The sequence below is a fragment of the Bogoriella caseilytica genome, assembly GCF_003752405.1.
GTDB lineage: Bacteria > Actinomycetota > Actinomycetes > Actinomycetales > Actinomycetaceae > Allobogoriella > Allobogoriella caseilytica.
Map to the genome: position 1 here is coordinate 314,091 of NZ_RKHK01000001.1, position 25,563 is coordinate 339,653.

A 25,563-nucleotide genomic window follows, 5' to 3' on the forward strand; every position below is an offset into this window, starting at 1 on the left:
CCATCGGCACCCCTGTCCTCGGCTTCAGTCGAGGGTGTAGGCGCCGGCTTCTGCCTCGGTCCCCGCGTACATCCGCACCGGGCCGTGGACGCTCACGTGCACGGACTGCCCCGGCTCGACCGGCACGTCGGGGCCGTCGATGAGGCGCATGAGGCCCGGGGTGCCCTCCGCACCGAGGCTGAGCACGATGAGCGCGTCATGCCCGTGGTAGTCAACCCGGAGCACGGTGGCCGGCACGCCGTCGCCGGGCGGCCTGAGGCGGACCTGCTCGGGCCGCACCAGAGCCAGCGGCGCACACGTGCCAGCGGCGTTGCGGCCGTCGGTCTCCGGGACGCCGGAGACTGCTCCGGACTCAGTGGCGACCTCGCCGAGGGCACTCAGGAAGGCCGATCCGGAGGCGCGGACAGGGAGCAACATGGCGTCACCCACGAACTGCGCGACCCACGGATCTGCCGGCTCGCGGTAGATCTGCGCCGGGGAGCCGATCTGGCGGATCTCCCCGTCCCGCATCACCGCAACACGATCGGCCATGGACAGGGCCTCGTCCTGGTCGTGCGTCACCAGGACCGCGGTACTCCCGGCCTCGGCCAGGGCTTCGCGCACGTCCTGGCGCAGTTCCCCGCGCAGTGAGGCGTCCAGGGCACTGAAGGGCTCATCGAGGAGCACCACGGGCGGCTGGGGTGCCAGCGCTCGCGCCACGGCCACCCGTTGCTGCTGCCCGCCCGACAGTTCGTGCGGCATCCGCTCGCCGAGGCCGCCCAGCCCCACGAGCTCCAAGCATTCGGCGGCACGCCGCTCCGCCCCGCGACGCAAGCCGAAGGCCACGTTCTTGGCCACGCTCAGATGGGCGAACAACGACGGCTCCTGGGGCACAACGCCCACTTTCCGCCGATGGGGCGCCATGTGCGCGCCCGGCGCCGAGACTGTGCGCCCGCCGACCCTGATCTCTCCCTCATCGGCCGCCTCGAAGCCGGCCACCAGGCGCAACAGGGTGGTCTTGCCGCATCCGCTGGGGCCGAGGACCGCGAGAAGCTCGCCCTGCGCCACGTTCAGGCTGAGCTGGTTGACGGCGGTGACCGGACCAAAGCGCTTAGTCAGACCGGTGAGTTGCAGTGTTGATGTCATCGCAGGACATTCTCCTCATCGCGTGCGGAGGGCGCGAGACCGTCCGGAGCGGGGGCGCTGACGCCCTGAGCCCCGGACGTTTGTGCGACGGCGGCGACGATACCGCTGCGACGCACCAACACCCAGGTCGGGATGGCGGCCAGCACCACCAGCAGCACCGCATAGGGCGCTGCCTCGGCATAACGCAGGCTGGTGGTCGCCGACCAGAGCCGGGTGGCCAGGGTCTCGGTGCCGATCGGTCGCAGCATGAGGGTGGCCGGCAGTTCCTTCATGCAGGTGAGGAAGACCAGCGCCGCCCCCGTGCCGATTCCGGGCAGGGTCAGTGGCAGGGTGACCCGGGTGAGGACGTACCACCGGGGCCGGCCGAGTGACTGCCCGACCTCTTCCAGGCGGCGAGGGGCCTGTGCGGCGGCACCGGCCACCGCGGCCACCGCCAGGGGGAGAAACAATGTGGCATAGCCGAGGGCGAGGAGCCACGGCGTCTGGTAGCTGGAGCCGAAGACGGCCACCCCGAAGGCCACCAGCGACAACCCGACCACCACGCCGGGAAGCGCATACGCGACGTAGGCCAGCCTCTCCAGCAGTCGGCTCATCCGGCCCGGGTGCCGGGCGATCAGCAAGCCGATCGGAAGTGCCAACACCACGGTCAGCAGCGCTCCCGCCAGGGAGAGGGACAAGGAGCCCCAGGCTGCCTCGGCGACCACGCGCACCGAGCCTGGCCGGGAGACGCCGGCAGTGAACCAGCGCGCCATGGAGGTGACCGGGACGCCGATGGCGGGGATCAGCACCGCCAGGACTGCGAGAAGCGCCGGAATGCGAAAAGCACCGAGCCGGGCAGCGACACTCGGGCGCGGGCTGTTCAGCCGTGGTCCGGTGCCGGCCCGGCGGAAGCGGCCCTCGACCGCCAGGATCATGATCGTCAGCACCAGCAGCACCACGGACAGGCTCACCGCACCGAGCCGGTTGAAGCCGGCGTTCAGTGCCGTGAAGATCGCGCGGGTGAAGGTCTCATATCGCAGGATCGAGACGGCACCGAAGTCCGAGAGGGCGTAGAAGACGGCCAGCAGTCCGCCACCGGCGATCGCCGGACGGATCTGCGGCAAGGTCACGGTCATCAACGTGCGCACCGGCCCCATGCCCAGAGAACGAGCCACGTCCTCGCTGGTCCGGTCAGCCCAGACCAGTGCCCCGGCCACCGGGAGGTAGACGTAGGGATAGGTGTACAGGGTCAGCACGAGAGCCGAAGCGGCGAAGCCCGTGAAGCGGGAGCTGGAGTCCCACAGGTCGGCTACCGCGAGCCAGCTGAACCCCGCCACGTAGCTGGGCACTGCCAGGGGAAGCGCGGCCAGCACGGCGATGGGACGCCGGAACGGCAGGTCGGTGCGAGTGACCAGGACGGCTAAGCCGACTCCGATGACCAGGCAGCCAGCCCCGACGACGGCAGCGAGCAGCACGCTGCGCATCGCCAGCTCACCCACGCGCTCGGTGAACACCCGCCCCGACCAGGCGTCCCAGCCGTACTCGAGGACGCTGACCACCAGGTAGAAGAGCGGAATGAGCACCACCGCTGTGGCCACGAGGGCCACAGCGGTGAGTGCGAAGCGTGGTGAGCGGATCAGGCCAGCCCTGCCTGGGAGATCAGCTCGACGGTTTGCTGCAGGTCGCCCAGGTCGTTCAGATCGATGTCCGGGAGCTCGAGGTCCTCCAGTGCCGGCAGATGCGGGGACTGGCCGAGATCTGGCACCACGGGGTACTCGGAGTTGTCGTCGCGGAAGAACTCCTGTGCGGTCTCTCCGAGCAGGAACTCCACGAGCGCCAGGGCATCCTCGTTGTCCGCCTCACCGACAAGACCGGCACCCGAGACGTTCAGCAGGCCACCGACGTCTCCTCCGGTGAAGAAGTGCAGCTGAACGTTCAGGTCCTCCGGCTCAACGCCTTCCTCCTGCGCCGTGCCGTAGACGTAGTAGTGGTTGATGAGGCCGACATCGATGGAGTCGTTCTGCAGATCCGCGACGATCCCCCCGTTGCCCTCATAGATCTGCGGGTCGTTGCCGGCGATGCCCTCGAGCCACTCGAGTGCGACATCGTCGCCCTCGGTCACGCGCAAGGCCGTGACGAAGGACTGGAAGGAGGCGTTGGTGGGGGCGACCCCCAGCCGCCCCTGCCATTCTGGCTCCGTCAGCTCGAAGATCGAGTCCGGCAGATCCGATGACTCGACCGAGGCGGAGGAGTAGCCCAGGACGCGGGCACGGCCACTGAGGCCTACCCAGGATCCATCGGCCGCGCGGTACTCCGCGGGCACCTGCTCCAGGATCTCGTCGGGCAGGGTGGCGAACAGACCTTCGGCCGAGATCGCCCCCAGGGAGCCGGCATCCTGGCCCAGGTAGACATCCGCCGGCGAGGCGTCACCCTCCTGGATCACCTGGGCCGCCATCTCCGGGGTGTTGCCGTAACGGACCTCGACCTCGATGCCGGTCTGCTCCGTGAACTCGTCAATGATCGGCTGAATCAGGTCCTCGCCGCGTCCGCTGTACAGGACCACCGGTTCGCCGGATCCTTCAGCGCCCACATCCGCGCCATCGGGACTGTCGGTTCCGCTGTCGTTGCACCCGGCCAGTGCCAGACTGAATGCGGCGGCGGTCGCGGTGACCGCCACACGGCGGGAACTCTTCATCGTCTCTCCAGAGGTCTGCGGGTTAGGGCGACCTAACCTAAACACGTCAGTCGAACCTCTGGCAATTGCGTCACGCAAATGTGATGTTAATGTCTATCGCCTCACGTGCGGCGGACAGCCTCATCAGCCCGCGAAGTGGTCCCACCCGGGGCGCGCAACGTCCGGTGTGGTGCCATCGAGCAGCACGGCCCCGTGCGCGTGACCTCCACTGCCCGCCGCGCTCACGGTGCCAAGGGGACGGAAGGGCGGTGGCACGGCTGTTCCGGGCGGGAAGGTCGCGAGCAAGCCGTGGTCCTCGCCGCCGCTCAGCACCCAGTCCAGAGCGCTGAGCCCGAGGGGGACTGACACCGGCTCGAGCGCCGTCACGGCAGGAGCCAGTGCCGCGCTGGAGAGGTCGATCAGGCTGCGCGAGGCGCGGGCGAGCCTGCCGGCATCGCGCAGCAGCCCGTCGGACACATCCATCATGGCGCTCGCTCCGGCCATCGCCGCCGCAGGACCGGCCTGGAGCGGCGGATCGGGGCGGAGGAAGACACGACGGAACATCGTCGCTGTGGCCGCCTCGACGCCCAGGTCTGCGAGCACAGCCTCCGTCTCCGGGCCTGTGTCGCCGGCTTCGTTCAGCAGGGCATAGCCGGCCGCCGCATGACCGAGCACTCCGGCATGCGCCAGGACATCACCCGGCCGGGCGGTGGAGCGCAGCACCGGCGCCCGGCCCTGCAGCGTGCCGTGCGCGGTCACCGCTGCCACGATCTGTGCACCGGAGGACAGATCGCCCCCATCGACGCCCACCCCCACGGGCTCGCAGAGCTGCGCCAGCCCGCGGGCGAAGCCCTGCACCCAGGCCACCGGCGTCTGCGGGGGCAGTACGAGCGAGATCACCAACGAGGTGGGCACCGCGCCCATGGCGGCGACGTCGGCGAGGTTCTGTGCCGCCGCCCGCCAGCCGACATCCTCGGCGCTCCCCCAGTGCCGGCGGAAGTGCCGGTCTTCGACCAGGACGTCGGTGGTGACGACGTATCGGCCATCCGGCGCCGCGATGACCGCGGCGTCGTCACCGGTAGGCACCTCGGTGTTCCGGCCTCGCGGCAACAGGGGCAGGAAGGAGGCGAGAAGCTCGTCCTCACTGAGGTCACGCACTGTCTTTTCCATCAGGAGCACGCTAGCGCGCCCTCAGGCGTCGGTCGCTCGCCGACCGCCTGTACCTCGGTGCGGCCCAGGCGCTCCTAGACTGGCCGGGTGCCACGCCGAGTCTGGAGCTACGCGATCCTCGCGGGCTTGATCCTGCTCACCGGATGCGCGGCGCCGGTGGACATACCCGCCGGCTCCTACGCTGCGGATCCCGCCTGCGCGGAGGTGCTGCTCGCTTCCCCGGATGAACTCCAGGGCTTCGAGCGCCGCTCCACCTCCTCACAAGCCACCACCGCATGGGGCTCTCCTGCGGCCACGCTGCGCTGCGGGGTCGCCCCGCCCCCGCCGACGACCGACCGTTGCGTGAACGTGGAGGTCGGTGACACGGCGGTGGACTGGGTCTCGGTGGCCGAGGATGAGCCGGAGGCGGGCGCGAGCGGCGGCGCATGGACCTTCATCACGTACGGCCGCGTTCCCGCCGTCGAGGTGGTGGTACCCGTGGCGCTGGTCGGAGATGGCCAGGCCGCCGCCTACCTGGCCGAACTCGGCCCCGCCGTGAGCCGGATACCCGCCGAGCGAGCCTGCGTGGGTGCTTACGACGTGGAGAACTAACGCAAGCCGGTCGGACGCTCGGCAGCCAGGGCGATCAGCTCGTCGAGCAAGGCGGGATAGCTCAGCCCGCTGGCCTGCCACAGCGCGGGGTACATCGAGCGAGGCGTGAAGCCCGGCATGGTGTTGACCTCGTTGACCGCCACGTCCTCACCGTTGACGAAGAAGTCCACCCGCGCCGGCCCCTCGCACCCCAGAGCGGTGAAGGACTCGATGGCGAGATCACGCAAGCGTCCGGCGACCACCGGCGGCAGCTCCGCCGGGATCGCCATGGTCTCGACCTCCTCGAGGTACTTCGTGTTGTAGTCGTAGAATCCCGCCGCCGGGCTCTCCAGCACGATCTCGCCGGGAACCGTGGTGCGCGGCGGCTCGTCCCCGCGGCCCTGGAGGACACCGATCTCGATCTCGCGGCCGACCTGAGCGGCCTCGACCACCACCTTGGGGTCGTGTGCGCGTGCGGCCTCGATGGCGGCCTCGAGTTCCTCGAGATTGCTGGCCCGGGACACGCCGAGGGAGGAGCCGGCCCGCGCCGGCTTGACGAAGACCGGCCATCCCAACGCGGCCGCCGAGGCCATTGAGGACTCTTTCTCCACCTGCCACATCCGGGGCGTGATGACGGTGTGCGGCCCGATGGGCAGGCCGTGCGCGGCCAGCACGATCTTCATGTAGTGCTTGTCCATGCCCGCTGCCGAGGCCAGCACCCCGGAGCCGACGTAGCGCACCTCGGCCAGCTCGAGCAGGCCCTGAATGGTCCCGTCCTCCCCAAAGGGCCCGTGCAGCAGCGGCAGCACCACGTCCACCGCAGCGAGCTCGCGGGGCACCTGCCCGGGCTCGGCCAGGACCAGCGGTGCGCTGGTCGACCCCAGCGGCATGAGCACCCGTGCCGGCTCTGCGGCCGTCACCTCGGCCCGGCCGCCTTCGAGCAATGCGGGATCGTCCGCGGTCAGCACCCAGTGCCCATCGCGGGTAATCCCGATCGGCACCACCTCGTACCGGTCGCGGTCGATCGCCTGCAAGACCGCGGCGGCCGTGGCGCAGGAGACCGAGTGTTCCCCGGAGCGTCCACCGAAGACGAGGGCGATTCGGGTCTTCCCGCGGTCCGCCGCGGCGTCAGGTCCGGGCTCGGGAGAGGAGGTGATGCTCACCCCGGCCACGTTACCCGGCTCGGTAACGTAGCGACGTGGACAACTCGACAATGCCGCGCCCCTCCCCCGCCACCCTCGCCGTCTCCGCGGGCCGTCCCGCTCGGAACCAAGGCTCCCCGGTCAATCCGCCCGTGGTGTTCTCCTCCACGTACACCTCCATCGAGGACCCCACGGGCTCCCTGCTCTACACGCGCTACGACACCGAGACCTGGCAGCCGCTCGAAAGGGCCCTGGCCGCCCTCGAGCAGGCCGAGCTGCCTGGTCTGGTGTTCTCCTCGGGCATGGCGGTCATCGATGCCGCACTGCGCCTGGCCGAGCCCGGCGCCGTGATCGTGGCCCCCCGGCACGCCTATCTCTCGACGCTGACCGCCGCGCACGAGCAGGCCCGGCGCGAGGGGGGCACCGTGCGGGAGGTGGACATCGCCGACACCGAGGCCGTGATCGCCGCGCTACGTCCCGCTGGCGAAGCGCCGGCCGGGATGCTCTGGATCGAGTCCCCCACCAACCCGATGCTCGAGGTCGCGGACATCTCACGTCTGGCGGCAGCCGCACGAGCCGTCGGCGCGCTGACGGTGGTGGACAACACCTTCGCCACTCCCCTGCTGCAACAGCCGCTGCACCTGGGGGCCGATGTGGTGGTGCACTCCGTGACCAAGCAGCTCGCGGGCCACTCCGACGTGCTGCTCGGGGCGGCCCTGACCTCGAGCACGGAGCTGCACGAGCGACTGCTTGCCCGCCGCCGGACCGGGGGCGCGATCCCCGGACCGATGGAGACCTGGCTTGCCTTGCGCGGACTGCGCACCCTCGCGCTGCGCGCGGAGCGCTCCGAGCAGAACGCCCGTGAGCTGGCCCGGCGGCTCGAGGCCCACCACCTGGTCGAGCATGTGGGTTATCCGGGCCTGGCCAGCCACCCCCAGCACGAGCGTGCGGCGGCACAGATGAGCGGCTTCGGGCCGATCCTGACGCTCCGCCCGCGGGGTGGTGCCGAGGCCGCCGCGGAGGTCACCCGGCGCGTGCGCCTGTGGCTCCCGGCCACGTCTCTCGGCGGAGTGGAGTCCAGCCTGGAACGACGACGGAGATTGTCCGCCGAAGCCGCCAGCGTCCCCGAGGACTTGCTGCGCCTCTCGGTGGGGATCGAGGATCTCGAGGACCTCTGGCGGGATCTCGAGGCGGCGCTGACGGCGAGCGTGCCCGCAGGCAGCTGATCGGCCCGGGGAGGTGGCCTACCTCGGGCGTTTCTCGCGCTTCTTGGCCTTGCGTCCCTGGCTGGCGCGCGCGCGGCGCCCGGCCCAGGAGTCCTGCTCGAGCAGCGGGTCGCCGTCTCTCCGCAGATCGTAGGGACGTTCGGGCGGGGCTTCTCCCCGGATCTCGGCCACCCCGGCGGTCAGCGCGGCCATGATGCGTTCGGTGGCCTCGGTGAGCACCGCCGGCTCCAGCGGCTGGTCATACAGATCCGAGAGATCGACCGGCGGCCCGGCCAGCACCGCGATCTTCTTGCGCGGGATGATCCGGGGAAGCACGCGGTAGCGCGGAATGATTCGGTGCGCTCCCCACTGCGCCACCGGAATCACCGGAGCCTTGGTGGTCAGCGCGAGCCGGCCCACCCCGGGCCGCGAGGTCATCGGCCACATGTCAGGGTCGCGGGTGAGGGTGCCTTCGGGGTACATCGCCACGCACTTGCCCTCGGCCAGTGCTGCCTCGGCGGCCACGAGGGATTCCGAGGCCTGGGCGGTGCCGCGGTAGACCGGGATCTGATCGGCGTGTTTGAACATCCAACCGAAGATCGGCACCCGGAAGAGCGAGTCCTTGGCCATGTAGTGCGGCGGCGCTCCATGACTGAGGAGGAAGTGCCCGAAGGTGATGGGGTCGAGATCACTGACGTGATTCGAGACCGCGATGAAGCCGCCTTCGCGGGGGATGTGTTCACCACCGCGCCAGGTTCGGCGCGTGACCACGGTGATGGCCGGGATCAGGAGAACCACGAACACCCGGTAGAGGAAGGAGACTCGGCGCTTACCCACGCCTGCAGGCTAAGTCATGCTGGCCCTCGCCGCCGTCGACTGCGCCGCTACGACGCCGAGGGGACCTAGATCCAACCGTGCCGCCGAGCGACCCGCACCGCCTCATGCCGATTCTGCGCTCCGAGCTTGGCGGCGGCCGCGGAGAGGTAGTTGCGCACCGTGCCGGGGCTCAGATGCGCACGAGCAGCGATCTCCTCGGCCGAAGCACCATCGGCAGCCAACTCCAGCACGTCCGACTCCCGGGGCGTGAGCGGAGAGTCCCCCGCGCTGATGGCCTCGGCAGCGAGGTCGGGGTCAACGTAGCGGCCGTCGTCGTGCACCTGCCGTACTGCCGCCGCCAGGGCATGGGACGAGACGGTCTTGGGCAAGAACCCGCTGATACCGCTGGACAGGGCCTTCTTCAGATAGCCGGGCCGTCCGTGGCTGGTCACGATCATGGTGCGGCAGCCCTCGATCTCCGCATGGATCCGTATGGCGGTCTCGATGCCGTCGCCGTCCGGCATCTGCAGGTCGAGCACCGCCACGTCCGGGCGATGATGGCGGGCCTGGATCACGGCCTCCTCACCGGAGGCGGCCGTGGCGACGACGTCGAGGTCCTCCTCCAAGGAGAGCAGCCCGGCGAGCGCATCGCGGATGAGGCCCTCGTCGTCGGCAAGCAGGATGCGGATCATGAGGGCCCTCTTTCGATGGTGGAGGTATTGGCCTCGGTCACGGGCAACACTGCGCTCAGGGTGTACCACTCGCCATCGAGTGTGGTTTCCAGATCACCGCCCAGGGGCGCCAGGCGCTCGCGCAGGCCGGCCAGACCTGATCCACCCCGAGCCCGCGGCGCCCGGCCGACGCCGTCGTTGCGGACCTCCAGGCGCGCCGATCCGGGCGGGTTCACGCGCAACTCAATGGTGCAGTGGGCGGCCGCGGCGTGCCGCACCACGTTGGTCACCGACTCCCGGACGACCCAGGCCAAGGCCTCCTGCACACCCTGAGGCAGCCCGGCGCCGTCCTCGGCACCGATGATCTCGACCGCGGTCCCGGCGGAACGCAGCACGGAACGTGCGCCTTCGATCTCACCCCCGAGGTCGGCCACGCGATAGCCCGCCACCACGCCGCGCACCTCCTTCAGCGTCTCCTGCGCCAGATCGCGGACTTCACCCATCTGCTCCAGGGCCCCCTCCTGACCGCGGGCGGCCAGGGCGGAGGCCAGCTCGCTCTTCACGGCGACCGCGGACAGGGCGCGGCCGACGACATCATGCAGATCGCGGGAGAAGCGCAGCCGCTCCTCGGCGACGGCGAGCCTGGCGTGGGCGGTGCGCGTCCGGTCCAGTTCCCAGACGACGGCAAGCAGCCAGACCGAGAAGCGATAGCTCGCCACGATGGCGATCGTCGCGACCCCCACCGAGATGAAGGCTGGGAGTGGCTGGAGGTACCGGAGGTCCGCATCCGGGGCGTCCGGCGCCATGGACCACGCCACCACCGCGACCCCGGCGGCGCCGAGGGCGGAAAGTAGGACCAGGACCCGCATCGGCAGTGCCGTGCCGAGAGCCATCAGGCAGACCGCGAAGGCGAGCGCCACACCACCGGCGCGCCCACCCAGTCCGGATCCTGCCTCGAGTCCCAGGGCGAGCGCGGCGACGAGGAGGGCCAGCGCTCCATTGAGCATCAGCACGGTGGGCGAGACCATCACGTCCTCCCGCAGCCGCCGGATGGCCCGCGAGCTGGTCCATGCCCCGAATCCCGCCTGGGCCAGGGCTGCGGCCAGGTAGGCCGAGGCCCATGGCAGGTGTTCCCCTTCGAAGCCGTTCACGGAGGAGATCACCGTGAGGGCCACGATGGGCACCACCACGAAACTGCCCACGAGGGACCACGCGGTGTAGGCCTCGACCCGCTCCGGGTCGGTTCGATGGCGCATGAAGGTGATCACAGCTCCCGAGTCTCGCATCAGGCGCCCGAGATGTCCGGACCGATCCAGCGCAGGATGACCTCACCGAAGAGACCGAAGGCCACGCCCCACAGCAGGATGGAGATCGCCTGCCAGAGCAGCACCTGGTTGCGCTTCGCTCCGATCGCCACCAGGACTGCTGCAGTGATCTGGCTGGGCAGCGTCAGGGGTCCGAGGAGGCACGCACCGGGGACGCCGTAGCGTTCGGCGGCCCTGAGCACGCGGCGGCGCACCCAGGTGTCCTTCTTTTCCTTCTCCCGCCGATTCCTCGTCGCCGCAGTGCGGAGAGCGGAGAGCAGCATCACCAGACCCAGCGTGGCGATCAGATTACCGATGACCGCGGAGGGGATGGCCATGGCGGGATGGACGCCGAAGAAGGTTCCGAAGAAGGAACCGTTGTATGACTCGATACCCGGGATGGCGCCGCCGAGCACGAGGAGCAGGATCTGCATCCACCACTCGGCGCCGCCGAGTTGCCCGGCCAGCCAGATCAGTGCGTCGGTGACGCCGAGGTCGTAGAAGAAATCGGAGAGCATCGCAGGCTCCTTCGGGGTCGGCCCCGGGCCGGGGCGGCGAGAACTGGATGTCTCCAGCCTCTCCCCGGAATCCGACCCGGCCCCATGCGCCCGCTCACTGCTCCGGCTGCGGTGCGCATGCCGTGACCATGACAGGTGTCATGGGTGAGCGGGTAGCAGCCACCGCCGAGCCGCTAGTTCGTCAGCGCTGCGCGCGCGCTGAGCGCCTCGAGCTTGCCCTGGAAGTCCTCGTAGCCGCGATTGATGATCGAGATGCCGTGCACCCGCGAGGTGCCCTCGGCGGCCAGCGCGGCGATCAGGTGAGAGAAGCCGCCGCGCAGATCCGGCACGACGATGTCGGCAGCGCGCAGCGGTGTCCGGCCGGACACCACGGCAGAGTGCAGGAAGTTCCGGCGCCCGAACCGGCAGTCCAACCCGCCCAGGCACTCACGGTAGACCTGGATGGTGGCGCCCATGCCCCGCAACGCCTCGGTGAATCCGAAGCGATTCTCGTAGACCGTCTCGTGCACGATCGACAATCCCTTGGCCTGGGTCAGGGCCACGACCAAGGGCTGCTGCCAGTCGGTCATGAATCCAGGGTGGACGTCGGTCTCCAACACGATGGACTGCAGGTCGCCGCCGGGGTGCCAGAAACGAATGCCGTCATCGCGGATGTCGAAGGCTCCACCCACCTTGCGGAAGGTGTTCAGGAAGGTCATCATCTCGGGCTGGGTCGCACCACGCACGAAGACGTCACCGCCGGTGACCAAGGCGGCACTCGCCCAGGAGCCCGCCTCGATGCGGTCGGCGAGTGAGGTGTGGCGGTAGCCCTCCAGACGATCCACACCCTCGATCCGGATGGTGCGGTCGGTGTCCACCGAGATGATCGCGCCCATCTTCTGCAGCACCGCGATGAGATCAGTGATCTCCGGCTCGATGGCCGCGTTGCGCAGTTCGGTGACTCCTCGCGCACGCACCGCCGAGAGCAGCGTCTGCTCCGTGGCGCCCACGGACGGGTACGGCAACTCGATCTTGGTGCCGGTGAGCCCAGCCGGGGCCTTGATGTGGATACCGCCGGCAGTCTTGTCCACGACGGCGCCGAAGCGGCGCAGGATGTCGAGGTGGTAGTCGATCGGCCGGTCGCCGATCCGGCAACCGCCGAGGTCGGGGATGAAGGCCTCCCCCAGCCGGTGCAGCAACGGCCCGCAGAAGAGGATCGGGATGCGCGAGGAGCCGGCGTAGGCGTCGATGTCGGCCACGTGCGCGGACTCGACGTCGGAGGGGTCCAGATGCAGCACGCCGGAAGCACGCTCATGGTCCACGGTCACTCCATGTAGACGGAGGAGGTCGGCGACCACATCGACATCGCGGATCACCGGGACGTTGGACAGCTCCGAGGCGGTCTCGCCGAGCAGGGAAGCGACCATGGCCTTGGAGACGAAGTTCTTCGCGCCCCGGACCGTGATCTCGCCGGTCAGCGGCGTGCCGCCCTCGACGGTCAGAAACTCGCTCATGTCCACCTCACCGACCCCATCGCGGGCCTCCTGCGGCGCCGCATGGTCACGGCGCCGTTTCAGGATAGGCGGGACAGGCAGATCGAGCGGGACGCCGCCCCGTGCCGGTGGGAGGGCTCACAAGGCCGTGGACTAGGTCACGGGGACCTTCCATGAAATCATTGAGGTGGGAGCCAGAGCCTGATGATTCACGTCTCTGAGAGGGGCGCACTAGTGAGCACCACGACCCGAGCCATGGCGAGGCCCCCAGCGGCCGCCACGCCCACCACGACAGCCAGCGAAGAGGTTGACGCCCTCGTCCAGCGCGGCCTGGCGGCCCTGTCCGCGTATGCCTCCTTCGATCAGGAGAGTATCGACCACATCGTCAAGAAGGCGTCGGTCGCCGCCCTGCACGAACACGGCAACTTGGCGCTCCTGGCCGTGGAGGAGACCGGCCGCGGGGTCTTCGAGGACAAGACCACGAAGAACATCTTCGCCTGCGAGCACGTCACCCATTCGATGGCCGGCATGAAGACCGTCGGTGTCATCAGCCGTGATGAGCTCCGCGGCATCGTCGAAGTCGCAGACCCGGTGGGCGTCGTCGCGGGCGTCACCCCCGTCACCAACCCGACGTCCACCACGATCTTCAAGGCGCTGATCGCTCTGAAGACCCGCAACCCCATCGTCTTCGGCTTCCACCCTCACGCACAGCAGTGCTCGGTGGCGGCAGCCCGGATCGTGCGTGACGCTGCCGTGGCCTCAGGGGCGCCGGAGGACTGCATCCAGTGGATCGAACACCCCTCGGTGGAGGCCACCGCCGAGCTGATGAACCACCCCGGGGTCTCGATGGTGCTCGCCACGGGCGGCGCCGGCATGGTCCGAGCCGCGTACTCCACCGGCAAGCCGGCGCTGGGCGTCGGCGCCGGGAACGTGCCTGCCTACGTGGAGAAGTCAGCGAAGCTCGGCCAGGCTGTGAACGACATCGTGCTCTCCAAGGGATTCGACAACGGCATGGTCTGCGCCTCGGAGCAGGCGGTGATCATCGACAACGAGATCTACGACGAAACCTTGGCGGAGTTCGCCAAGATGCACGCCTACCTGGTCACCCCGGAGGAGAAGGCGAAGCTCGAGCAGCTGATCTTCGGCGCCACCGCGACCTCGGAGAACTGCGCCAACGCCAAGCTCAACGCAGGCGTGGTGGGTCAATCAGCTCAGTGGATCGCGGAACAGGCCGGATTCTCCATCCCGGACGACACCTCCATCCTGCTGGCTGAGATCTCCGGCGTGGGACCCCAGGAGCCACTCAGCCGCGAGAAGCTCACCCCGGTGCTGGCGGTGCTGCGCTCGAAGTCCACCGAGCACGGCATCCGGCTGGCGGAAAAGATGGTGGAGTTCGATGGTCTCGGTCACTCGGCGGCCATCCACACCCAGGACAAAGATCTGACCGAGCGCTTCGGGAACGCCGTCAAAGCCGTCAGGGTGCTGTGGAACCAGCCCGCTGCCCTCGGCGGCATCGGCGACATCTACAACGCCCTGATCCCCTCGCTCACGCTGGGATGCGGCTCCTACGGCCACAACTCGGTCTCCAACAACGTCTCGGCACTCAACCTCATCAACGTCAAGCGGATCGCGAGGCGGAACAACAACATGCAGTGGTTCAAGGTTCCCGCCAAGACGTATTTCGAGCCGAACGCCATCCAGTACCTGGCTGATATGAACGGCGTGGACCGGGTGACGGTCGTGACCGACCGCGTCATGAGCCAGCTCGGCATCGTCGACAAGGTGCTCGACGTCCTCCACCGCCGCGAGCAGAAAGTGGCCGTCCAGATCATCGACACGGTCGAACCCGAGCCGAGCGTGGAAACGGTCGAGCGCGGGGCCGACCTGATGCGTGATCACCGCCCGGACACCATCATCGCCATCGGCGGCGGCTCCCCCATGGACGCCGCCAAGGTCATGTGGTTGAAGTACGAGCACCCAGAACTCGACTTCGCCGACCTGCGCGAGAAGTTCTTCGACGTCCGCAAGCGCGCCTTCCAGTACCCCATGCTGGGCAAGCTGGCCCAGCTGGTCTGCATCCCGACGTCCTCGGGCACCGGCGCCGAGGTCACACCGTTCGCGGTGATCTCCGACCACGCCACCGGATTCAAGTACCCGCTAGCCGACTATGCCCTCACGCCCACGGTGGCCATCATCGACCCGATGCTCACCGCCTCGATGCCGGCAAACCTCGCCGCGGACTCCGGCATGGACGCCCTCACCCACGCCACCGAGGCCTACGTGAGCGTCTATGCCAACGACTTCACCGACGGCATGGCCCTGCACGCGATCAAGCTGGTCTTCGAGAACATCGAGCAGTCCGTCAACGGCGTGGGCGACGTCACCAAGGCGCGCGAGAAAATGCACAACGCCGCCACGATCGCCGGCATGGCGTTCGGGAACGCCTTCCTCGGCATCGTCCACGCGATGTCGCACACGGTCGGGGCCACCTTCAAACTGGTGCACGGCCGAACGAATGCGATGCTCCTGCCTTACGCCATCCGCTACAACGGGCAGGTCTCCGGCAAGGTGACCGGCTGGCCGAAGGCGGAACGCTACATCGCCCCGGAGCGCTTCCAGGAGATCGCGAAGCACCTGGGCCTGCCCGCCTCCACACCGGAGGAGGGCGTCGAGTCCTACGCTCGGGCGGTGCGCGACCTCGCCGACCGGATCGGCGTCGAGAGCTCCTTCGCCGCCCAGGGCGTACCGGAGAAGGCCTACATCGGTGACTTGGACACCCTCGCCATGCGCGCTTACGAAGACCAGTGCGCTCCGGCCAACCCCCGGCTGCCCATGCTCCAGGATATGAAGGACATCATGGTGGCCGCGTACTACGACATCTCCCAGGAGGAGGTGGCCAAGCAGCGCAAGGCGGGCGTGGCGTACGTGGACATGAACCCGACGCGTCAGGCCGCTGCGAAGCCGAAGCAGAAGGCTTCCACGGCCAGCTGAGCGACCAGATGCCCAGGCCCCCCTTGCCGCGGCGCGGCAAGGGGGGCCTGGGTTCTCGCTGCCGAGCGCTCAGCTCAGCGGCACATCGGCATTCGCGGGCAAGCCTTCGCCCGTGCCGAGGCCGGCCGGGCGCGCCGCCATGATGTGCACCGGGGGCAGGTGCTTCGCGGGCAGCGTGGTCGGCCGCCATCCAGCACGGCTCGCCTCGAAGGAGGTGATGTGCTCCTCCTGCTGCAGGGTCAGGCTGATGTCGTCCAGGCCTTCCATCAGGCGCCAGCGAGTGTAGTCGTCAATCTCGAAGGTGCAGTGCACATCGCCGGCCACCACCGTCTTGTGCTCGAGATCCACGGTGATCTGCGTGCCCGGTTCGGATTCGAGCACCTTCCACAGCATCTCGGCGTCCTCCTGGGAGACGACACCGGCCACCAGGCCTTCCTTACCGGCGTTGCCGCGGAAGATGTCGGCGAACTTCGGGGAGAGCACCACCCGGAAGCCGTAGTCCTTCAGAGCCCACACCGCGTGCTGACGCGAGGAGCCGGTGCCGAAGTCCGGGCCGGCCACAAGCACCGAACCCTGGCTGTAGGCGGGCTGGTTCAGGACGAAGCCGTCGTTGCCTCGCCAGGCGGCGAAGAGCGCATCCTCGAAGCCGGTCCGTGTGACGCGCTTGAGGTAGACGGCCGGGATGATCTGGTCGGTGTCCACGTTCGACTGCCGCAGCGGCACGCCGATGCCCGTGTGCGTGATGACCTTTTCCATGTCGGTTCTCCTTCTCAGCCGGCGCTCAGACCATGGCCGGCTCGCGCACCGGCTCCAGGTCAGTCGGGGTGGACAGGGTGCCGCGTACCGCCGTGGCGGCCGCGACCAGTGGCGAGACGAGGTGGGTGCGCCCGCCCTTGCCCTGCCGACCTTCGAAGTTGCGGTTCGAGGTGGAGGCGGCGCGCTGACCGGGGGTGAGCTGGTCGGGGTTCATGCCCAGGCACATCGAGCACCCAGCATTGCGCCACTCCGCGCCGAAGGCCTCGATGACCTTGTCCAGCCCCTCGGCTTCAGCCTGCAACCGCACCCGCGCGGAACCGGGCACCACAAGAACCTGAACGTCCGGAGCTTTCTGCCGGCCCTTGATGACGTCGGCGAAGGCACGCAGGTCCTCGATCCGGCCGTTGGTACATGAACCCATGAAGACGACGTCCACCGGGATCTCGCGCAGCGGCGTCCCGGGCTTGAGGTCCATGTACTCCAGCGCCCGCTCGGCAGCGCGACGTTCGGACTCATCCGCGATATCGACCGGATCGGGCACATGAGCGGAGAGCGGCAGTCCCTGACCGGGGTTGGTGCCCCAGGTGACAAAGGGTTCGAGTTCACTGGCGTTCAAGGTGACCTCGGCGTCGAAGACGGCGTCATCGTCGGAGCGCAGCGTCTTCCAGTACGCCACCGCCTCCTCCCAGTCCTGCCCCTCCGGGGCGTGGGGGCGGCCCTGGATGTACTCGAAGGTGATCTCGTCCGGGGCGATCATGCCGGCGCGGGCGCCTGCCTCGATGGACATGTTGCAGATGGTCATCCGCGCTTCCATCGAGAGCTTGCGAATGGCCTCGCCCCGGTACTCCAGGACATAACCCTGGCCGCCGCCGGTGCCGATCTTGGCAATGATGGCCAGGATGATGTCCTTGGCGGTGGTGCCCGGCTTCAACTCTCCGTCGACGTTGATCGCCATGGTCTTGAAGGGGGTGAGCGGCAGGGTCTGGGTGGCCAGCACGTGCTCCACCTCAGACGTACCGATGCCGAAGGCCAGCGCACCGAAGGCGCCATGGGTCGAGGTGTGGGAGTCGCCGCACACCACGGTCAGGCCCGGCATGGTCAGGCCGAGCTGCGGCCCGACCACGTGCACGATGCCCTGATCGGCGTCACCCAGGGAATGCAGCCGCACGCCGAACTCCTCGGCGTTGGTCCGCAGAGTCTGGATCTGGGTGCGCGAGGTCGGATCGGCGATGGGCCGGTCGATGTTCAGCGTGGGGGTGTTGTGGTCCTCGGTGGCGATGGTGAGATCGGGACGGCGCACGGGGCGCCCCGCCAGGCGCAGACCTTCGAAAGCCTGCGGGCTGGTGACCTCGTGCACGAGGTGCAGATCGATGTAGAGGAGGTCGGGAGCGCCCCTCTCCCCTTCACGCACGACGTGCGCGTCCCAGACCTTTTCGGCCAGCGTTCCGCTCATCTCACTTGCTCCTTCTCGTTATCGTGCAGATCGTCGCCTGCCGTGCCAGCGCGATCACAACGCTTCACCTCTTGCCGTCTCAGGCGCTGAGATGAGAGTATCGCCCCATGGACAACTCTAGCGGAGTCGGCGTACTTGACAAGGCGGCCACTGTCCTGAGCGCTCTGGAGGCCGGTCCGGCCACTCTCGCCCAGCTCGTGGCCACCACTCACCTCGCGCGGCCGACCGCGCATCGCCTCGCGGTGGCGCTGGAACATCACCGCCTCGTTTCCCGTGACATGCAGGGCCGGTTCGTGCTGGGTCCGCGGCTGGCGGAGCTCGCCTCCGCCGCCGGCGAGGACCGCCTACTCAGCGCCGCCGGGCCGGTCCTGACCGCCCTGCGAGACCACACCAATGAGTCCGCGCAGCTCTATCGCCGCCAGGGAGACCAGCGCATCTGCGTGGCCGCGGCCGAACGTCAGATGGGCCTGCGCGATTCGATTCCCGTGGGGGCCACGCTCTCCATGCTCGCCGGTTCAGCCGCCCAGGTACTCCTCGCCTGGGAAGAACCGGACCGCCTGCACCGCGGTCTGCACGGCGCAGCCTTCACGGCCACTGCCCTCTCTCAGGTCCGCCGCCGCGGGTGGTCCCAGTCGGTCGGCGAACGCGAGCCGGGAGTGGCCTCGATCTCCGCGCCGGTGCGGGGGCCCTCGGGCCGGGTCATCGCTGCGGTCTCGGTCTCCGGGCCCGTTGAGCGCATGGGCCGCCAGCCGGGTCGTCTGCACGGGGCCGCGGTCGTCGCAGCAGCCACTCGCCTCAGCGAGTTCCTCAAGCGCATCGACCAGGACTGACCAACCCGTCGCGGCGTCTCGGCTCAGGCCAGGAAGCAATGCGCACTCCCCCACGCAGAACGAAGGCCCCGGATCTCTCCGGGGCCTTCGTCATTCGCCCGGCCACTGCAGGCCTCTCCCGCATCACAGCGGCCGGGTCGATCGGGGGCGCTAGGACTGGCGCCCGGTTCTGCGGGCGGGTGATCGCCCGGTCTTGCAGGCCCGGAGGAGGGGTGGGAGCCGAGTATCCTCCGGGCCCGGTTCGTCGACCTGCCCAGCGGGGCAGGTGGTCGGCTCAGATGAGCCAGCGCTGCTTCTTCACCAGGTCGAGTTCCGCCCAGCGCTTGCCGAAGCCCAGCACACCGCCTGCAGCGGTCAGGCCCATGATGACCATGACGCCGGCGAGCATCAGGTGGTCATCGAAGATCGGGTTGGTGGCGATCGGCAGCGCGGCCAGGTACATGAAGAACAGCATCGCGGCGCCTGCCGCGGCGCCCACTCGCACACCGATGCCGAGCAGCATGGTCACGCCGATGCCGAGCAGTCCCAGCTGGAAGAGCCAGTCGAAGACCGTGATGCCGGCCATCGAGTTGAACAGGCCGCCGAAGGGCCCCTCGACGTTGCTCAGGTATCCCGTGGTCGGGCTGCCTCCGCGAATCCAGGCATTCTCCGCGGGAGTCGCGAACCCGAAGCCGAAGGTCTTGTCGATGAATGCCCAGAGGAAGTACCAACCCAGCATGATGCGGACCACGGCGATCGCATATCCGCCGGCATCGCGCTGTGCCACGGTGCGTGGCCGGTCATGCGAGCTCGAGACGGGGGGGAGGGAGGCCTTGGTGGTGGTCATGGAACTGGTCCTTTCCGGATGGGCCCGGGTCACCGGACCGGCGCCTCTTTGGCGTCACTGCAATAGTTCCAAGGCGCGCCCTCGGTGCCCTCGGGCGGAAGTCCTGACGGGGCCGGGACCTTTGGGCAAGCAGGTCAGGACCATGGAGAAGCCATGGCCGCCCTGCGCGGCGTACCGTGGCGGGTATGACCATTCGCGTATTCGTTCTCGACGACCATGAGGTCGTCCGCCGGGGTGTGATGGCCATGCTGGACGCCCAGGAGGACATCGAGATCGTCGGCGAGGCCGGCACGGCCGCCCAGGCCATCGCTCGGATCCCTGCACTGCGCCCGGACGTGGCCATCCTCGATGTCCGCCTGCCCGACGGCGACGGCATCACTGTGTGCCGCGAGGTGCGCTCGCGTGTGCCGGAGCTGAAGTGCCTCATGCTGACCTCTTTCGCGGATGATGAAGCTCTCTTCGACGCGGTGATGGCGGGCGCCTCCGGATATGTGCTCAAGCAGATCCACGGCACCGATCTCGTGGGCGCCGTGCGCACCTTGGCTGAGGGGCGAGCTCTGCTCGACCCGGAATCCACCGTGCGGATGATGCATCGACTGCGGGAGCGTGGCGCGACCCCGACCGATCCGCTGGCCTCGCTCTCGGACCGCGAGCGCGAGGTGCTCGATCTCATTGGGCACGGGCACACCAACCGCGAGATCGGCGAGCAGTTGTTCCTGGCGGAGAAGACCGTGAAGAACCACGTCACGTCGCTGCTGAACAAGCTGGACATGCGTCGCCGCACCGAGGCTGCGGCGCTCTCCGCCCGCTTGCGGGCCACGGCGGTTCCGGACCGCCGCGCCAGCCACCTGGACTGACTCCGTCCACCTCCGGCGCCCTGTGGCCGGACAAGCCGTCATCGTGTCACCTCCTTCCTGTCTGAGGCCCGGGCCTCTTCGGTGCGGGACCCCGCCGGCTGTCGGTGGCGACTCCGCGCAACCGGCGGGGCGAGTGGGGTACTAGGCAGTCAGCGCCAGGACCCAGCCGGCGGCCGGGATCAGGATCGCGATGCCGTAGATGGATGCCCGCACGATCTCGGGCGGATGCAGTCCCAGATCATGCAGCGCGTGGTAGCCACGGTGGCAGCAGTGCCACAGGATGATGCCGAGTGCGGCGCACACCGCGAAGGAAATCGCCGGATGGGTCAGCGCCCCGGAGAGTGCGGCGTAGGTCTGACCGGCGTCCCCGAAGACGCCGAAGGGGATGAGCAAGCCGAACACCACGACCAGCGCAGGCATCGTCACCACGGCGAGCTGCCCGCCGCCCGCGAAGATCGCCCACATCACCGATTCGTTGGTGCGGTTCTCCCAGCGCCTCACGACGCACCTCCCAGGATCAGCCAGAACACCAACGCGGCGGCGACGGCAGCGAGCGCCAGGTACTGGGCCGCGATGATCCATCCGTCGCCCAAGTAGGACCGCCCGAGGCGGACCTTGACGATCTTCGGCGCCGCAGCGAACCAGGTCACCGCGTGCACGATCGTCATGGCCAGGGCAAGGACGATCAGGGCGACGTTGACCGGGTGGACCTGCAGCCTCAGCCACCACTCCCACGCCTGCGGCCCGAGGTGCAGGGCCACCAGGCCCACCACGAGGTCGAGGACGAAGAAGCCGACCACGAAGCTGGACACTTCGCGCAGGGCGTAGGCGCGGAACTCCCGCGAGCGCAGGAACCACAGCCGTGGCAGCGGACGGAAGTAGGGGCGCCGGTGACTCATGGGTTGCCCGACGCCGCGCTCGTCGAGCACCGTCAGCACTCCGGAGTCGGCGTGCGCCGGAAACGCTCGCCTGGCGGCGCCAGTGGCGGGACGCTGGCCCCGGACCGCCCGCTGCGGTAAGGCCCTCGGCCTTGAGGTCGCGACGTTCATGTCATCCTCCCCTCTTGGGCCCCCTTGTGGGGGCTGACGAACTCGGCCGCCCAGGACAGGGAGACCGCCATCTTGGCCTGCTGAATGGCCGCGGCCGGGTCCACGCCCTTAGGGCAGACCGTGGAGCATGCGCCCACGAAGGTGCAGGGCCAGATCCCGTTCTCGGCGTCCAGGACCGGCATGCGTCCTTCCTCGCCGCAGTCCCGGCTGTCCTTGTCGTAGCGAATGGCCGTGGCAATGGCTGCCGGGCCGAGGAAGTCGGCGGCGATGTTCACCTGGGGGCAGGCCGCATAGCACAGCATGCAGTTCATGCAGGCCGCGAAGTCGTGGTAAGCGAGCATCTGCTCGGGCGTCTGGCGATATCCCTCCTGCCCGGGGGAACCATCCGGAGCATCCTCACCGGGCACGATCCACGGTTTGACCGCAGTCAGCCGCTCGAGGAAGGGCTCCAGGTCCACGACAAGATCGCGCTCCACGGAGAAGTTCTCCAAGGGCTCGACCCGCAGACCCTCGGAGGCGAAGTCCCGCACGAAGGTCTCACAGGCGAGCCGGGGCAGGCCGTTGATCATCATTCCGCAGCTACCGCAGATCCCCATCCGGCAGGACCAGCGGAAGGCCAGGGAACTGTCGGCGGTGTCCTTGACCCAGTTCAGGGCATCGACCACCGAGGTCTCGGTGCTGTAGGGCACCTGGTAGGTGGCAAGTTGGGGAGCGCCGTCACGGTCCGGTCGGTAGCGCAGGACCTCGAGCGTCACCGTGCCCAGCACGGCGGTGGAACCGGCAGCGGCCGCGTCAGCCGTGGCGCCGCCGGACCCGCAGGAACCTGCGCAGCTGCAGCCCTCACAGCCTCCACCAGCGGCGACCGTCTGCTCGCTCATGACTGTTCCTTCCCGGCTCCTGCGACGGCAGAGGCCTTGGTGTTCTGGCCGGCATCACCGTAGGCGCGGGTGGCCGGTGGCGAACTGGTGATGACCACCTCCTGGTAGCCGATACTCGGCGCAGCCCCGGGCCGGTAACTGGCCACGGTGTGAGCCAGGAATCGCTCGTCATCACGCTCGGTGAACCCATCCAGGCGCTGGTGGGAACCCCGTGACTCCGTGCGTTGCGCGGCCGAGTGCACCATGACCTCGGCGACATCGATGAGAGCGCCGAGCTCGATGGCCTGAGCCCAGTCGGTGTTATAGACGGGGCAGGTGTCATCCACCCGGACCGCCCGATGGCGCTCCTTGAGATCAGCGACCTTGGCCACTGCCCGCTCGATCCCCTCGCCGGTGCGAAAAATCCCGACCTCGTCGTCCATCGTGCGCCCGAGCTCGGCCCGGATCTCGGCCTGGCTCTCGGTGCCCCGGCCCATCATGGAGACGTACCCCTCGGCGATCTCCGCAGCGCGGGCCCGCACCGAGGCCGCGGGGCCGCGGGGCTCCTCCCAGGCCAGGTTCGCCGCCTGTTCGCCCGCGACCTTCCCGAAGACCACGAGTTCCGCCAGGGAGTTGGAACCGAGCCGGTTGGCCCCGTGCAATCCCGAGGAGGCGCACTCACCGACGGCGAAGAGGCCGTGGAGCACGGTCGCGGTCGTCACATCGGTCTCGATACCGCCCATGGTGTAGTGCACGCTCGGTGCCACCGGAATCGGCTCTTTGGCCGGGTCGACGCCCACGTACTGCTCAGCCAGGCCGTAGATCATCGGCAGCCGCTCACGCAGGTAGTCCCGTCCGAGGTGACGCAGGTCCAGGTGGACCGCCTCCCCGCGTGGAGTGGTGATGGTGCGCCCTGCCTGCTGCTCGTGCCAGAAGGCCTGAGAGAGGCGGTCGCGAGGGCCAAGCTCCATGTACTTGGTCTTGGGCTGGCCCACCGGGGTCTCCGGACCAAGACCATAATCCTGGAGATAGCGGTACCCGTCCTTGTTCAGCAACACCCCGCCCTCGCCGCGGCACCCCTCGGTGATGAGGATGCCCGAACCGGGCAGGCCGGTGGGGTGGTACTGCACGAACTCCATGTCACGCAGGCGGACCCCGGCCCGGTAGGCCATGGCCATCCCGTCACCGGTGACGATCGCACCATTGGTGTTCTGGGCGTAGGCCCTCCCCGCGCCTCCGGTGGCGAGCACGACCGCGCCGGACTCGATCAGCACCGGGTAGCCCTCACGCTGGTCGTAGCCGACCACGCCGGCCACCCGGCCGTCCTCCACCACCAGGTCCAGTGCGAAGACCTCGTCATGCCGCTGGATCTGCGGGTACTGCAAGGAGGTCTGGAACAGGGTGTGCAGGATGTGGAACCCGGTCTTGTCCGCCGCGAACCAGGTCCGCGGCTGGCTCATGCCCCCGAAGCGCCGCACGTTCACCGAGCCGTCGTCCTGGCGGCTCCACGGGCAGCCCCACCGTTCCAGCTGGTACATCTCCTCGGTGGCGTGCTCCACGAAGTACTGGACCACGTCCTGGTCGCACAGCCAGTCCCCACCGGAGACGGTGTCGTGGAAGTGCGCCTGGAGGGAATCCTCGGCGCCGACCACTCCCGCAGAGCCGCCCTCCGCGGCCACGGTGTGGGATCGCATCGGGTAGACCTTCGAGATCAGGGCGATGCTCAGGGACGGCCGGGTGCGGGCCACTTCGATCGCGGTCCGCAGCCCCGCTCCCCCTCCCCCGATGATGACGACGTCGGCCCGTTCGGTACGCATCAGGCCCTGCCCCTCTCGCCCGAAGGCGCCACCGTCATGGACAGCACGTCAAGTGCGGTGTCGAGCTGTTCCTCGGTGACCTCGCCGCGCTCGACATACCCCAGGGCCACCACGGCCTCGCGGATCGTCACCCCCGCGGAGACGGCGTGCTTGGCCACCTTCGCGGCTGCCTCATAGCCGATGACCCGGTTCAGCGGTGTCACGATCGAGGGCGAGGACTCCGCGTAGGCGCGGCACTGCTCCACATGGGCGGTGATCCCGCTGACGCACTTGTCGGCCAGCCGCCGGGCACCGTTGGTGAGCAGGGTGATGGACTCCAGGAGGTTCCGTGCGATCACCGGGAGCTGGACGTTCAGCTCGAAGCTGCCGGAGGCGCCCGCGTGCACGATGACGGCATCGTTGCCGAGGACCTGGGAGACCACCTGCAGCACAGCCTCGGGAATGACCGGATTGACCTTGCCGGGCATGATCGAGGAACCCGGCTGCAGGTCCGGCAGCGCGATCTCACCGAGGCCGGTGAGCGGCCCGGATCCCATCCACCGCAGGTCGTTGCAGATCTTGGCGAAGCTCACTGCCACCGTGCGCAGCGCCCCGGAGGTCTCCACCAGGCCGTCCATGGCGCTCTGCGCCTCGAAGTGGTCACCGGCCTCGGTCAGTGGCAGCCCGGTCTGCTCCGCCACCAGGGCGATCACTCGTTGCGGGAAGCCGGCCGGGGTGTTGATCCCCGTTCCCACGGCCGTGCCACCCAGCGGCAGCTCGGCCAGGCGGGGCACGGCGCTCTCGACGCGGGCGATGCCGTAGCGCACCTGGGTGGCATAGCCACCGAACTCCTGCCCCAGGGTCACCGGCGTGGCATCCATGAGGTGGGTGCGCCCGGCTTTGACGACATCGGCGAACTCCTCGGCCTTGGCCTCCAGCGCCACTGCCAGGTGGTTCAGGGCCGGCAGGAGCTCGTCGAGCACCGCTGCGGTGGCGGCCACGTGGATGGAGGACGGGAAGACGTCGTTGCTCGACTGGGAGGCGTTCACGTGGTCATTCGGGTGCACGGGATGGCCCAGCAATTCCGAGGCCAGCGTGGCGATCACCTCGTTCGCGTTCATGTTCGACGAGGTCCCCGAGCCCGTCTGGAAGACGTCGATGGGGAACTCCTCGTCCCACCGGCCCTGGGCGACCTCAGCGGCCGCCTCAGCGATCACTCCGGCGATATCGGGGTCCAGCACCCGCAGTTCGGCATTGGCGCGCGCGGCGGCCCGCTTGATCTGGCCGAGCGCGGCAATGTGCTGGGGGGCGAGGCGGGCGCTGGAGATACCGAAGTTCTCGACGGCCCGCTGGGTCTGCGCACGGTACTTGGCCTGCTCGGGGACGAAGACCTCGCCCATGGTGTCGTGTTCGATGCGGTAGCCGGCGGGGGCGGTGGTGGTGGCTGTCTCGGTGGTCATGTCAGTGGTCCTTGTCTGTCGTATGGGGAAGGGGCCGGTGGG

At 68.9% G+C, this 25,563-nt stretch carries 23 protein-coding genes; 5 read left to right on the forward strand and 18 right to left on the reverse strand.

The window, feature by feature from the left end; translation table 11 throughout:
- Positions 1–24: 24 nt before the first annotated feature.
- The 4 genes from EDD31_RS01445 to EDD31_RS01460 form a co-directional block, all read right to left on the reverse strand.
- Complete coding sequence (locus tag EDD31_RS01445) at positions 25–1,125, reverse strand: ABC transporter ATP-binding protein (RefSeq protein WP_123302596.1); 1,101 nt, start codon at positions 1,123–1,125, stop codon at positions 25–27.
- Positions 1,122–2,711, reverse strand: a complete 1,590-nt coding sequence (locus tag EDD31_RS01450; RefSeq protein WP_245990726.1) for an ABC transporter permease — start codon at positions 2,709–2,711, stop codon at positions 1,122–1,124. The genes EDD31_RS01445 and EDD31_RS01450 overlap by 4 nt, the downstream gene beginning before the upstream one ends.
- Before the next feature lie 29 nt (positions 2,712–2,740).
- Positions 2,741–3,799, reverse strand: a complete 1,059-nt coding sequence (locus tag EDD31_RS01455; protein WP_123302597.1) for an iron ABC transporter substrate-binding protein — start codon at positions 3,797–3,799, stop codon at positions 2,741–2,743.
- 123 nt (positions 3,800–3,922) lie between these two features.
- A complete protein-coding gene (locus EDD31_RS01460) occupies positions 3,923–4,948 on the reverse strand; it encodes a thiamine-phosphate kinase (RefSeq protein ID WP_123304968.1) in 1,026 nt (341 codons plus the stop codon).
- 87 nt (positions 4,949–5,035) lie between these two features.
- Between EDD31_RS01460 and EDD31_RS01465 the strand changes: the two genes are divergently transcribed.
- The gene (locus EDD31_RS01465; protein ID WP_123302598.1) at positions 5,036–5,539 is read left to right on the forward strand and encodes a DUF3515 family protein; all 504 of its coding nucleotides are present in this window, start codon (positions 5,036–5,038) and stop codon (positions 5,537–5,539) included.
- Here the strand turns inward: EDD31_RS01465 and EDD31_RS01470 are convergent.
- Positions 5,536–6,681, reverse strand: coding sequence for a D-alanine--D-alanine ligase family protein (locus EDD31_RS01470; protein ID WP_245990728.1), 1,146 nt, complete (start codon positions 6,679–6,681; stop codon positions 5,536–5,538). The genes EDD31_RS01465 and EDD31_RS01470 overlap by 4 nt on opposite strands.
- A 50-nt stretch (positions 6,682–6,731) precedes the next feature.
- On the opposite strand from EDD31_RS01470, the gene EDD31_RS01475 reads away from it, so the two are divergent.
- Positions 6,732–7,886 carry a trans-sulfuration enzyme family protein gene (locus EDD31_RS01475; protein ID WP_123302599.1) on the forward strand — a complete coding sequence of 385 codons (1,155 nt, stop codon included), beginning with the start codon at positions 6,732–6,734 and terminating at the stop codon, positions 7,884–7,886.
- An 18-nt stretch (positions 7,887–7,904) separates the two neighbouring features.
- Here the strand turns inward: EDD31_RS01475 and EDD31_RS01480 are convergent, their stop codons facing one another.
- The 5 genes from EDD31_RS01480 to murA all read right to left on the reverse strand — a co-directional run bounded on the left by EDD31_RS01480 (position 7,905) and on the right by murA (position 12,667).
- Positions 7,905–8,702, reverse strand: a complete 798-nt coding sequence (locus tag EDD31_RS01480; protein WP_123302600.1) for a lysophospholipid acyltransferase family protein — start codon at positions 8,700–8,702, stop codon at positions 7,905–7,907.
- Between the two features lie 65 nt (positions 8,703–8,767).
- On the reverse strand, positions 8,768–9,373 hold the full coding sequence (locus tag EDD31_RS01485; RefSeq protein ID WP_123302601.1) for a response regulator transcription factor: 606 nt from the start codon (positions 9,371–9,373) through the stop codon (positions 8,768–8,770).
- Complete coding sequence (locus EDD31_RS01490) at positions 9,370–10,620, reverse strand: sensor histidine kinase (protein ID WP_170163144.1); 1,251 nt, start codon at positions 10,618–10,620, stop codon at positions 9,370–9,372. Before EDD31_RS01490 ends, EDD31_RS01485 begins: the two co-directional genes overlap by 4 nt.
- A 17-nt stretch (positions 10,621–10,637) precedes the next feature.
- Entirely contained in the window at positions 10,638–11,174 is a 537-nt protein-coding gene (locus tag EDD31_RS01495) for a hypothetical protein (protein ID WP_245990731.1), read from the reverse strand.
- A gap of 173 nt (positions 11,175–11,347) precedes the next feature.
- Positions 11,348–12,667 (reverse strand): UDP-N-acetylglucosamine 1-carboxyvinyltransferase, encoded by a 1,320-nt coding sequence (gene murA, locus EDD31_RS01500; RefSeq protein ID WP_123302603.1) that lies wholly within the window; start codon positions 12,665–12,667, stop codon positions 11,348–11,350.
- 234 nt (positions 12,668–12,901) lie between these two features.
- Here murA and adhE point away from each other — a divergent pair, with 234 nt between their 5' ends.
- Positions 12,902–15,637, forward strand: coding sequence for a bifunctional acetaldehyde-CoA/alcohol dehydrogenase (gene adhE, locus EDD31_RS01505; protein WP_211336144.1), 2,736 nt, complete (start codon positions 12,902–12,904; stop codon positions 15,635–15,637).
- Positions 15,638–15,706: 69 nt separating this feature from the next.
- On the opposite strand, the gene leuD is transcribed toward adhE, so the two are convergent.
- On the reverse strand, positions 15,707–16,393 hold the full coding sequence (leuD, locus tag EDD31_RS01510; RefSeq protein WP_123302605.1) for a 3-isopropylmalate dehydratase small subunit: 687 nt from the start codon (positions 16,391–16,393) through the stop codon (positions 15,707–15,709).
- 25 nt (positions 16,394–16,418) lie between these two features.
- The gene (gene leuC / locus EDD31_RS01515) at positions 16,419–17,846 is read right to left on the reverse strand and encodes a 3-isopropylmalate dehydratase large subunit (RefSeq protein ID WP_123302606.1); all 1,428 of its coding nucleotides are present in this window, start codon (positions 17,844–17,846) and stop codon (positions 16,419–16,421) included.
- Between the two features lie 107 nt (positions 17,847–17,953).
- Between leuC and EDD31_RS01520 the strand changes: the two genes are divergently transcribed.
- Positions 17,954–18,676 (forward strand): IclR family transcriptional regulator, encoded by a 723-nt coding sequence (locus EDD31_RS01520; RefSeq protein ID WP_123302607.1) that lies wholly within the window; start codon positions 17,954–17,956, stop codon positions 18,674–18,676.
- A gap of 274 nt (positions 18,677–18,950) precedes the next feature.
- On the opposite strand, the gene EDD31_RS01525 is transcribed toward EDD31_RS01520, so the two are convergent.
- Positions 18,951–19,502: a hypothetical protein gene (locus EDD31_RS01525; protein ID WP_123302608.1), complete on the reverse strand. Its 552-nt coding sequence runs from the start codon at positions 19,500–19,502 to the stop codon at positions 18,951–18,953.
- A gap of 185 nt (positions 19,503–19,687) precedes the next feature.
- Here EDD31_RS01525 and EDD31_RS01530 point away from each other — a divergent pair, with 185 nt between their 5' ends.
- Positions 19,688–20,359 (forward strand): response regulator, encoded by a 672-nt coding sequence (locus EDD31_RS01530; protein WP_123302609.1) that lies wholly within the window; start codon positions 19,688–19,690, stop codon positions 20,357–20,359.
- 141 nt (positions 20,360–20,500) lie between these two features.
- On the opposite strand, the gene frdD is transcribed toward EDD31_RS01530, so the two are convergent.
- Genes frdD through EDD31_RS01555 form a run of 5 tightly spaced genes read right to left on the reverse strand, consistent with a single transcriptional unit; the run spans position 20,501 to position 25,521 of the window.
- The gene (gene frdD, locus EDD31_RS01535) at positions 20,501–20,860 is read right to left on the reverse strand and encodes a fumarate reductase subunit FrdD (RefSeq protein WP_170163145.1); all 360 of its coding nucleotides are present in this window, start codon (positions 20,858–20,860) and stop codon (positions 20,501–20,503) included.
- Complete coding sequence (locus EDD31_RS01540; protein ID WP_123302611.1) at positions 20,857–21,408, reverse strand: fumarate reductase subunit C; 552 nt, start codon at positions 21,406–21,408, stop codon at positions 20,857–20,859. Before EDD31_RS01540 ends, frdD begins: the two co-directional genes overlap by 4 nt.
- Positions 21,405–22,286, reverse strand: coding sequence for a succinate dehydrogenase/fumarate reductase iron-sulfur subunit (locus EDD31_RS01545; protein WP_123302612.1), 882 nt, complete (start codon positions 22,284–22,286; stop codon positions 21,405–21,407). Before EDD31_RS01545 ends, EDD31_RS01540 begins: the two co-directional genes overlap by 4 nt.
- A complete protein-coding gene (gene frdA / locus EDD31_RS01550) occupies positions 22,283–24,082 on the reverse strand; it encodes a fumarate reductase (quinol) flavoprotein subunit (protein ID WP_123302613.1) in 1,800 nt (599 codons plus the stop codon). Before frdA ends, EDD31_RS01545 begins: the two co-directional genes overlap by 4 nt.
- Positions 24,082–25,521 (reverse strand): class II fumarate hydratase, encoded by a 1,440-nt coding sequence (locus EDD31_RS01555; RefSeq protein ID WP_123302614.1) that lies wholly within the window; start codon positions 25,519–25,521, stop codon positions 24,082–24,084. The genes frdA and EDD31_RS01555 overlap by 1 nt, the downstream gene beginning before the upstream one ends.
- Between the last annotated feature and the right edge of the window lie 42 nt (positions 25,522–25,563).

Excerpts from the sequence above, each read along its gene's own strand:
- EDD31_RS01445 (WP_123302596.1), bottom strand. The coding sequence starts at position 1,125 with ATGACATCAACACTGCAACTCACCGGTCTGACTAAGCGCTTTGGTCCG.
- EDD31_RS01455 (WP_123302597.1), bottom strand. The coding sequence starts at position 3,799 with ATGAAGAGTTCCCGCCGTGTGGCGGTCACCGCGACCGCCGCCGCATTC.
- EDD31_RS01460 (WP_123304968.1), bottom strand. The coding sequence starts at position 4,948 with ATGGAAAAGACAGTGCGTGACCTCAGTGAGGACGAGCTTCTCGCCTCC.
- EDD31_RS01475 (WP_123302599.1), top strand. The coding sequence starts at position 6,732 with ATGCCGCGCCCCTCCCCCGCCACCCTCGCCGTCTCCGCGGGCCGTCCC.
- EDD31_RS01485 (WP_123302601.1), bottom strand. The coding sequence starts at position 9,373 with ATGATCCGCATCCTGCTTGCCGACGACGAGGGCCTCATCCGCGATGCG.
- EDD31_RS01495 (WP_245990731.1), bottom strand. The coding sequence starts at position 11,174 with ATGCTCTCCGATTTCTTCTACGACCTCGGCGTCACCGACGCACTGATC.
- murA (WP_123302603.1), bottom strand. The coding sequence starts at position 12,667 with ATGAGCGAGTTTCTGACCGTCGAGGGCGGCACGCCGCTGACCGGCGAG.
- adhE (WP_211336144.1), top strand. The coding sequence starts at position 12,902 with ATGGCGAGGCCCCCAGCGGCCGCCACGCCCACCACGACAGCCAGCGAA.
- leuD (WP_123302605.1), bottom strand. The coding sequence starts at position 16,393 with ATGGAAAAGGTCATCACGCACACGGGCATCGGCGTGCCGCTGCGGCAG.
- leuC (WP_123302606.1), bottom strand. The coding sequence starts at position 17,846 with ATGAGCGGAACGCTGGCCGAAAAGGTCTGGGACGCGCACGTCGTGCGT.
- EDD31_RS01520 (WP_123302607.1), top strand. The coding sequence starts at position 17,954 with ATGGACAACTCTAGCGGAGTCGGCGTACTTGACAAGGCGGCCACTGTC.
- EDD31_RS01525 (WP_123302608.1), bottom strand. The coding sequence starts at position 19,502 with ATGACCACCACCAAGGCCTCCCTCCCCCCCGTCTCGAGCTCGCATGAC.
- EDD31_RS01530 (WP_123302609.1), top strand. The coding sequence starts at position 19,688 with ATGACCATTCGCGTATTCGTTCTCGACGACCATGAGGTCGTCCGCCGG.
- EDD31_RS01540 (WP_123302611.1), bottom strand. The coding sequence starts at position 21,408 with ATGAACGTCGCGACCTCAAGGCCGAGGGCCTTACCGCAGCGGGCGGTC.
- EDD31_RS01545 (WP_123302612.1), bottom strand. The coding sequence starts at position 22,286 with ATGAGCGAGCAGACGGTCGCCGCTGGTGGAGGCTGTGAGGGCTGCAGC.
- frdA (WP_123302613.1), bottom strand. The coding sequence starts at position 24,082 with ATGCGTACCGAACGGGCCGACGTCGTCATCATCGGGGGAGGGGGAGCG.
- EDD31_RS01555 (WP_123302614.1), bottom strand. The coding sequence starts at position 25,521 with ATGACCACCGAGACAGCCACCACCACCGCCCCCGCCGGCTACCGCATC.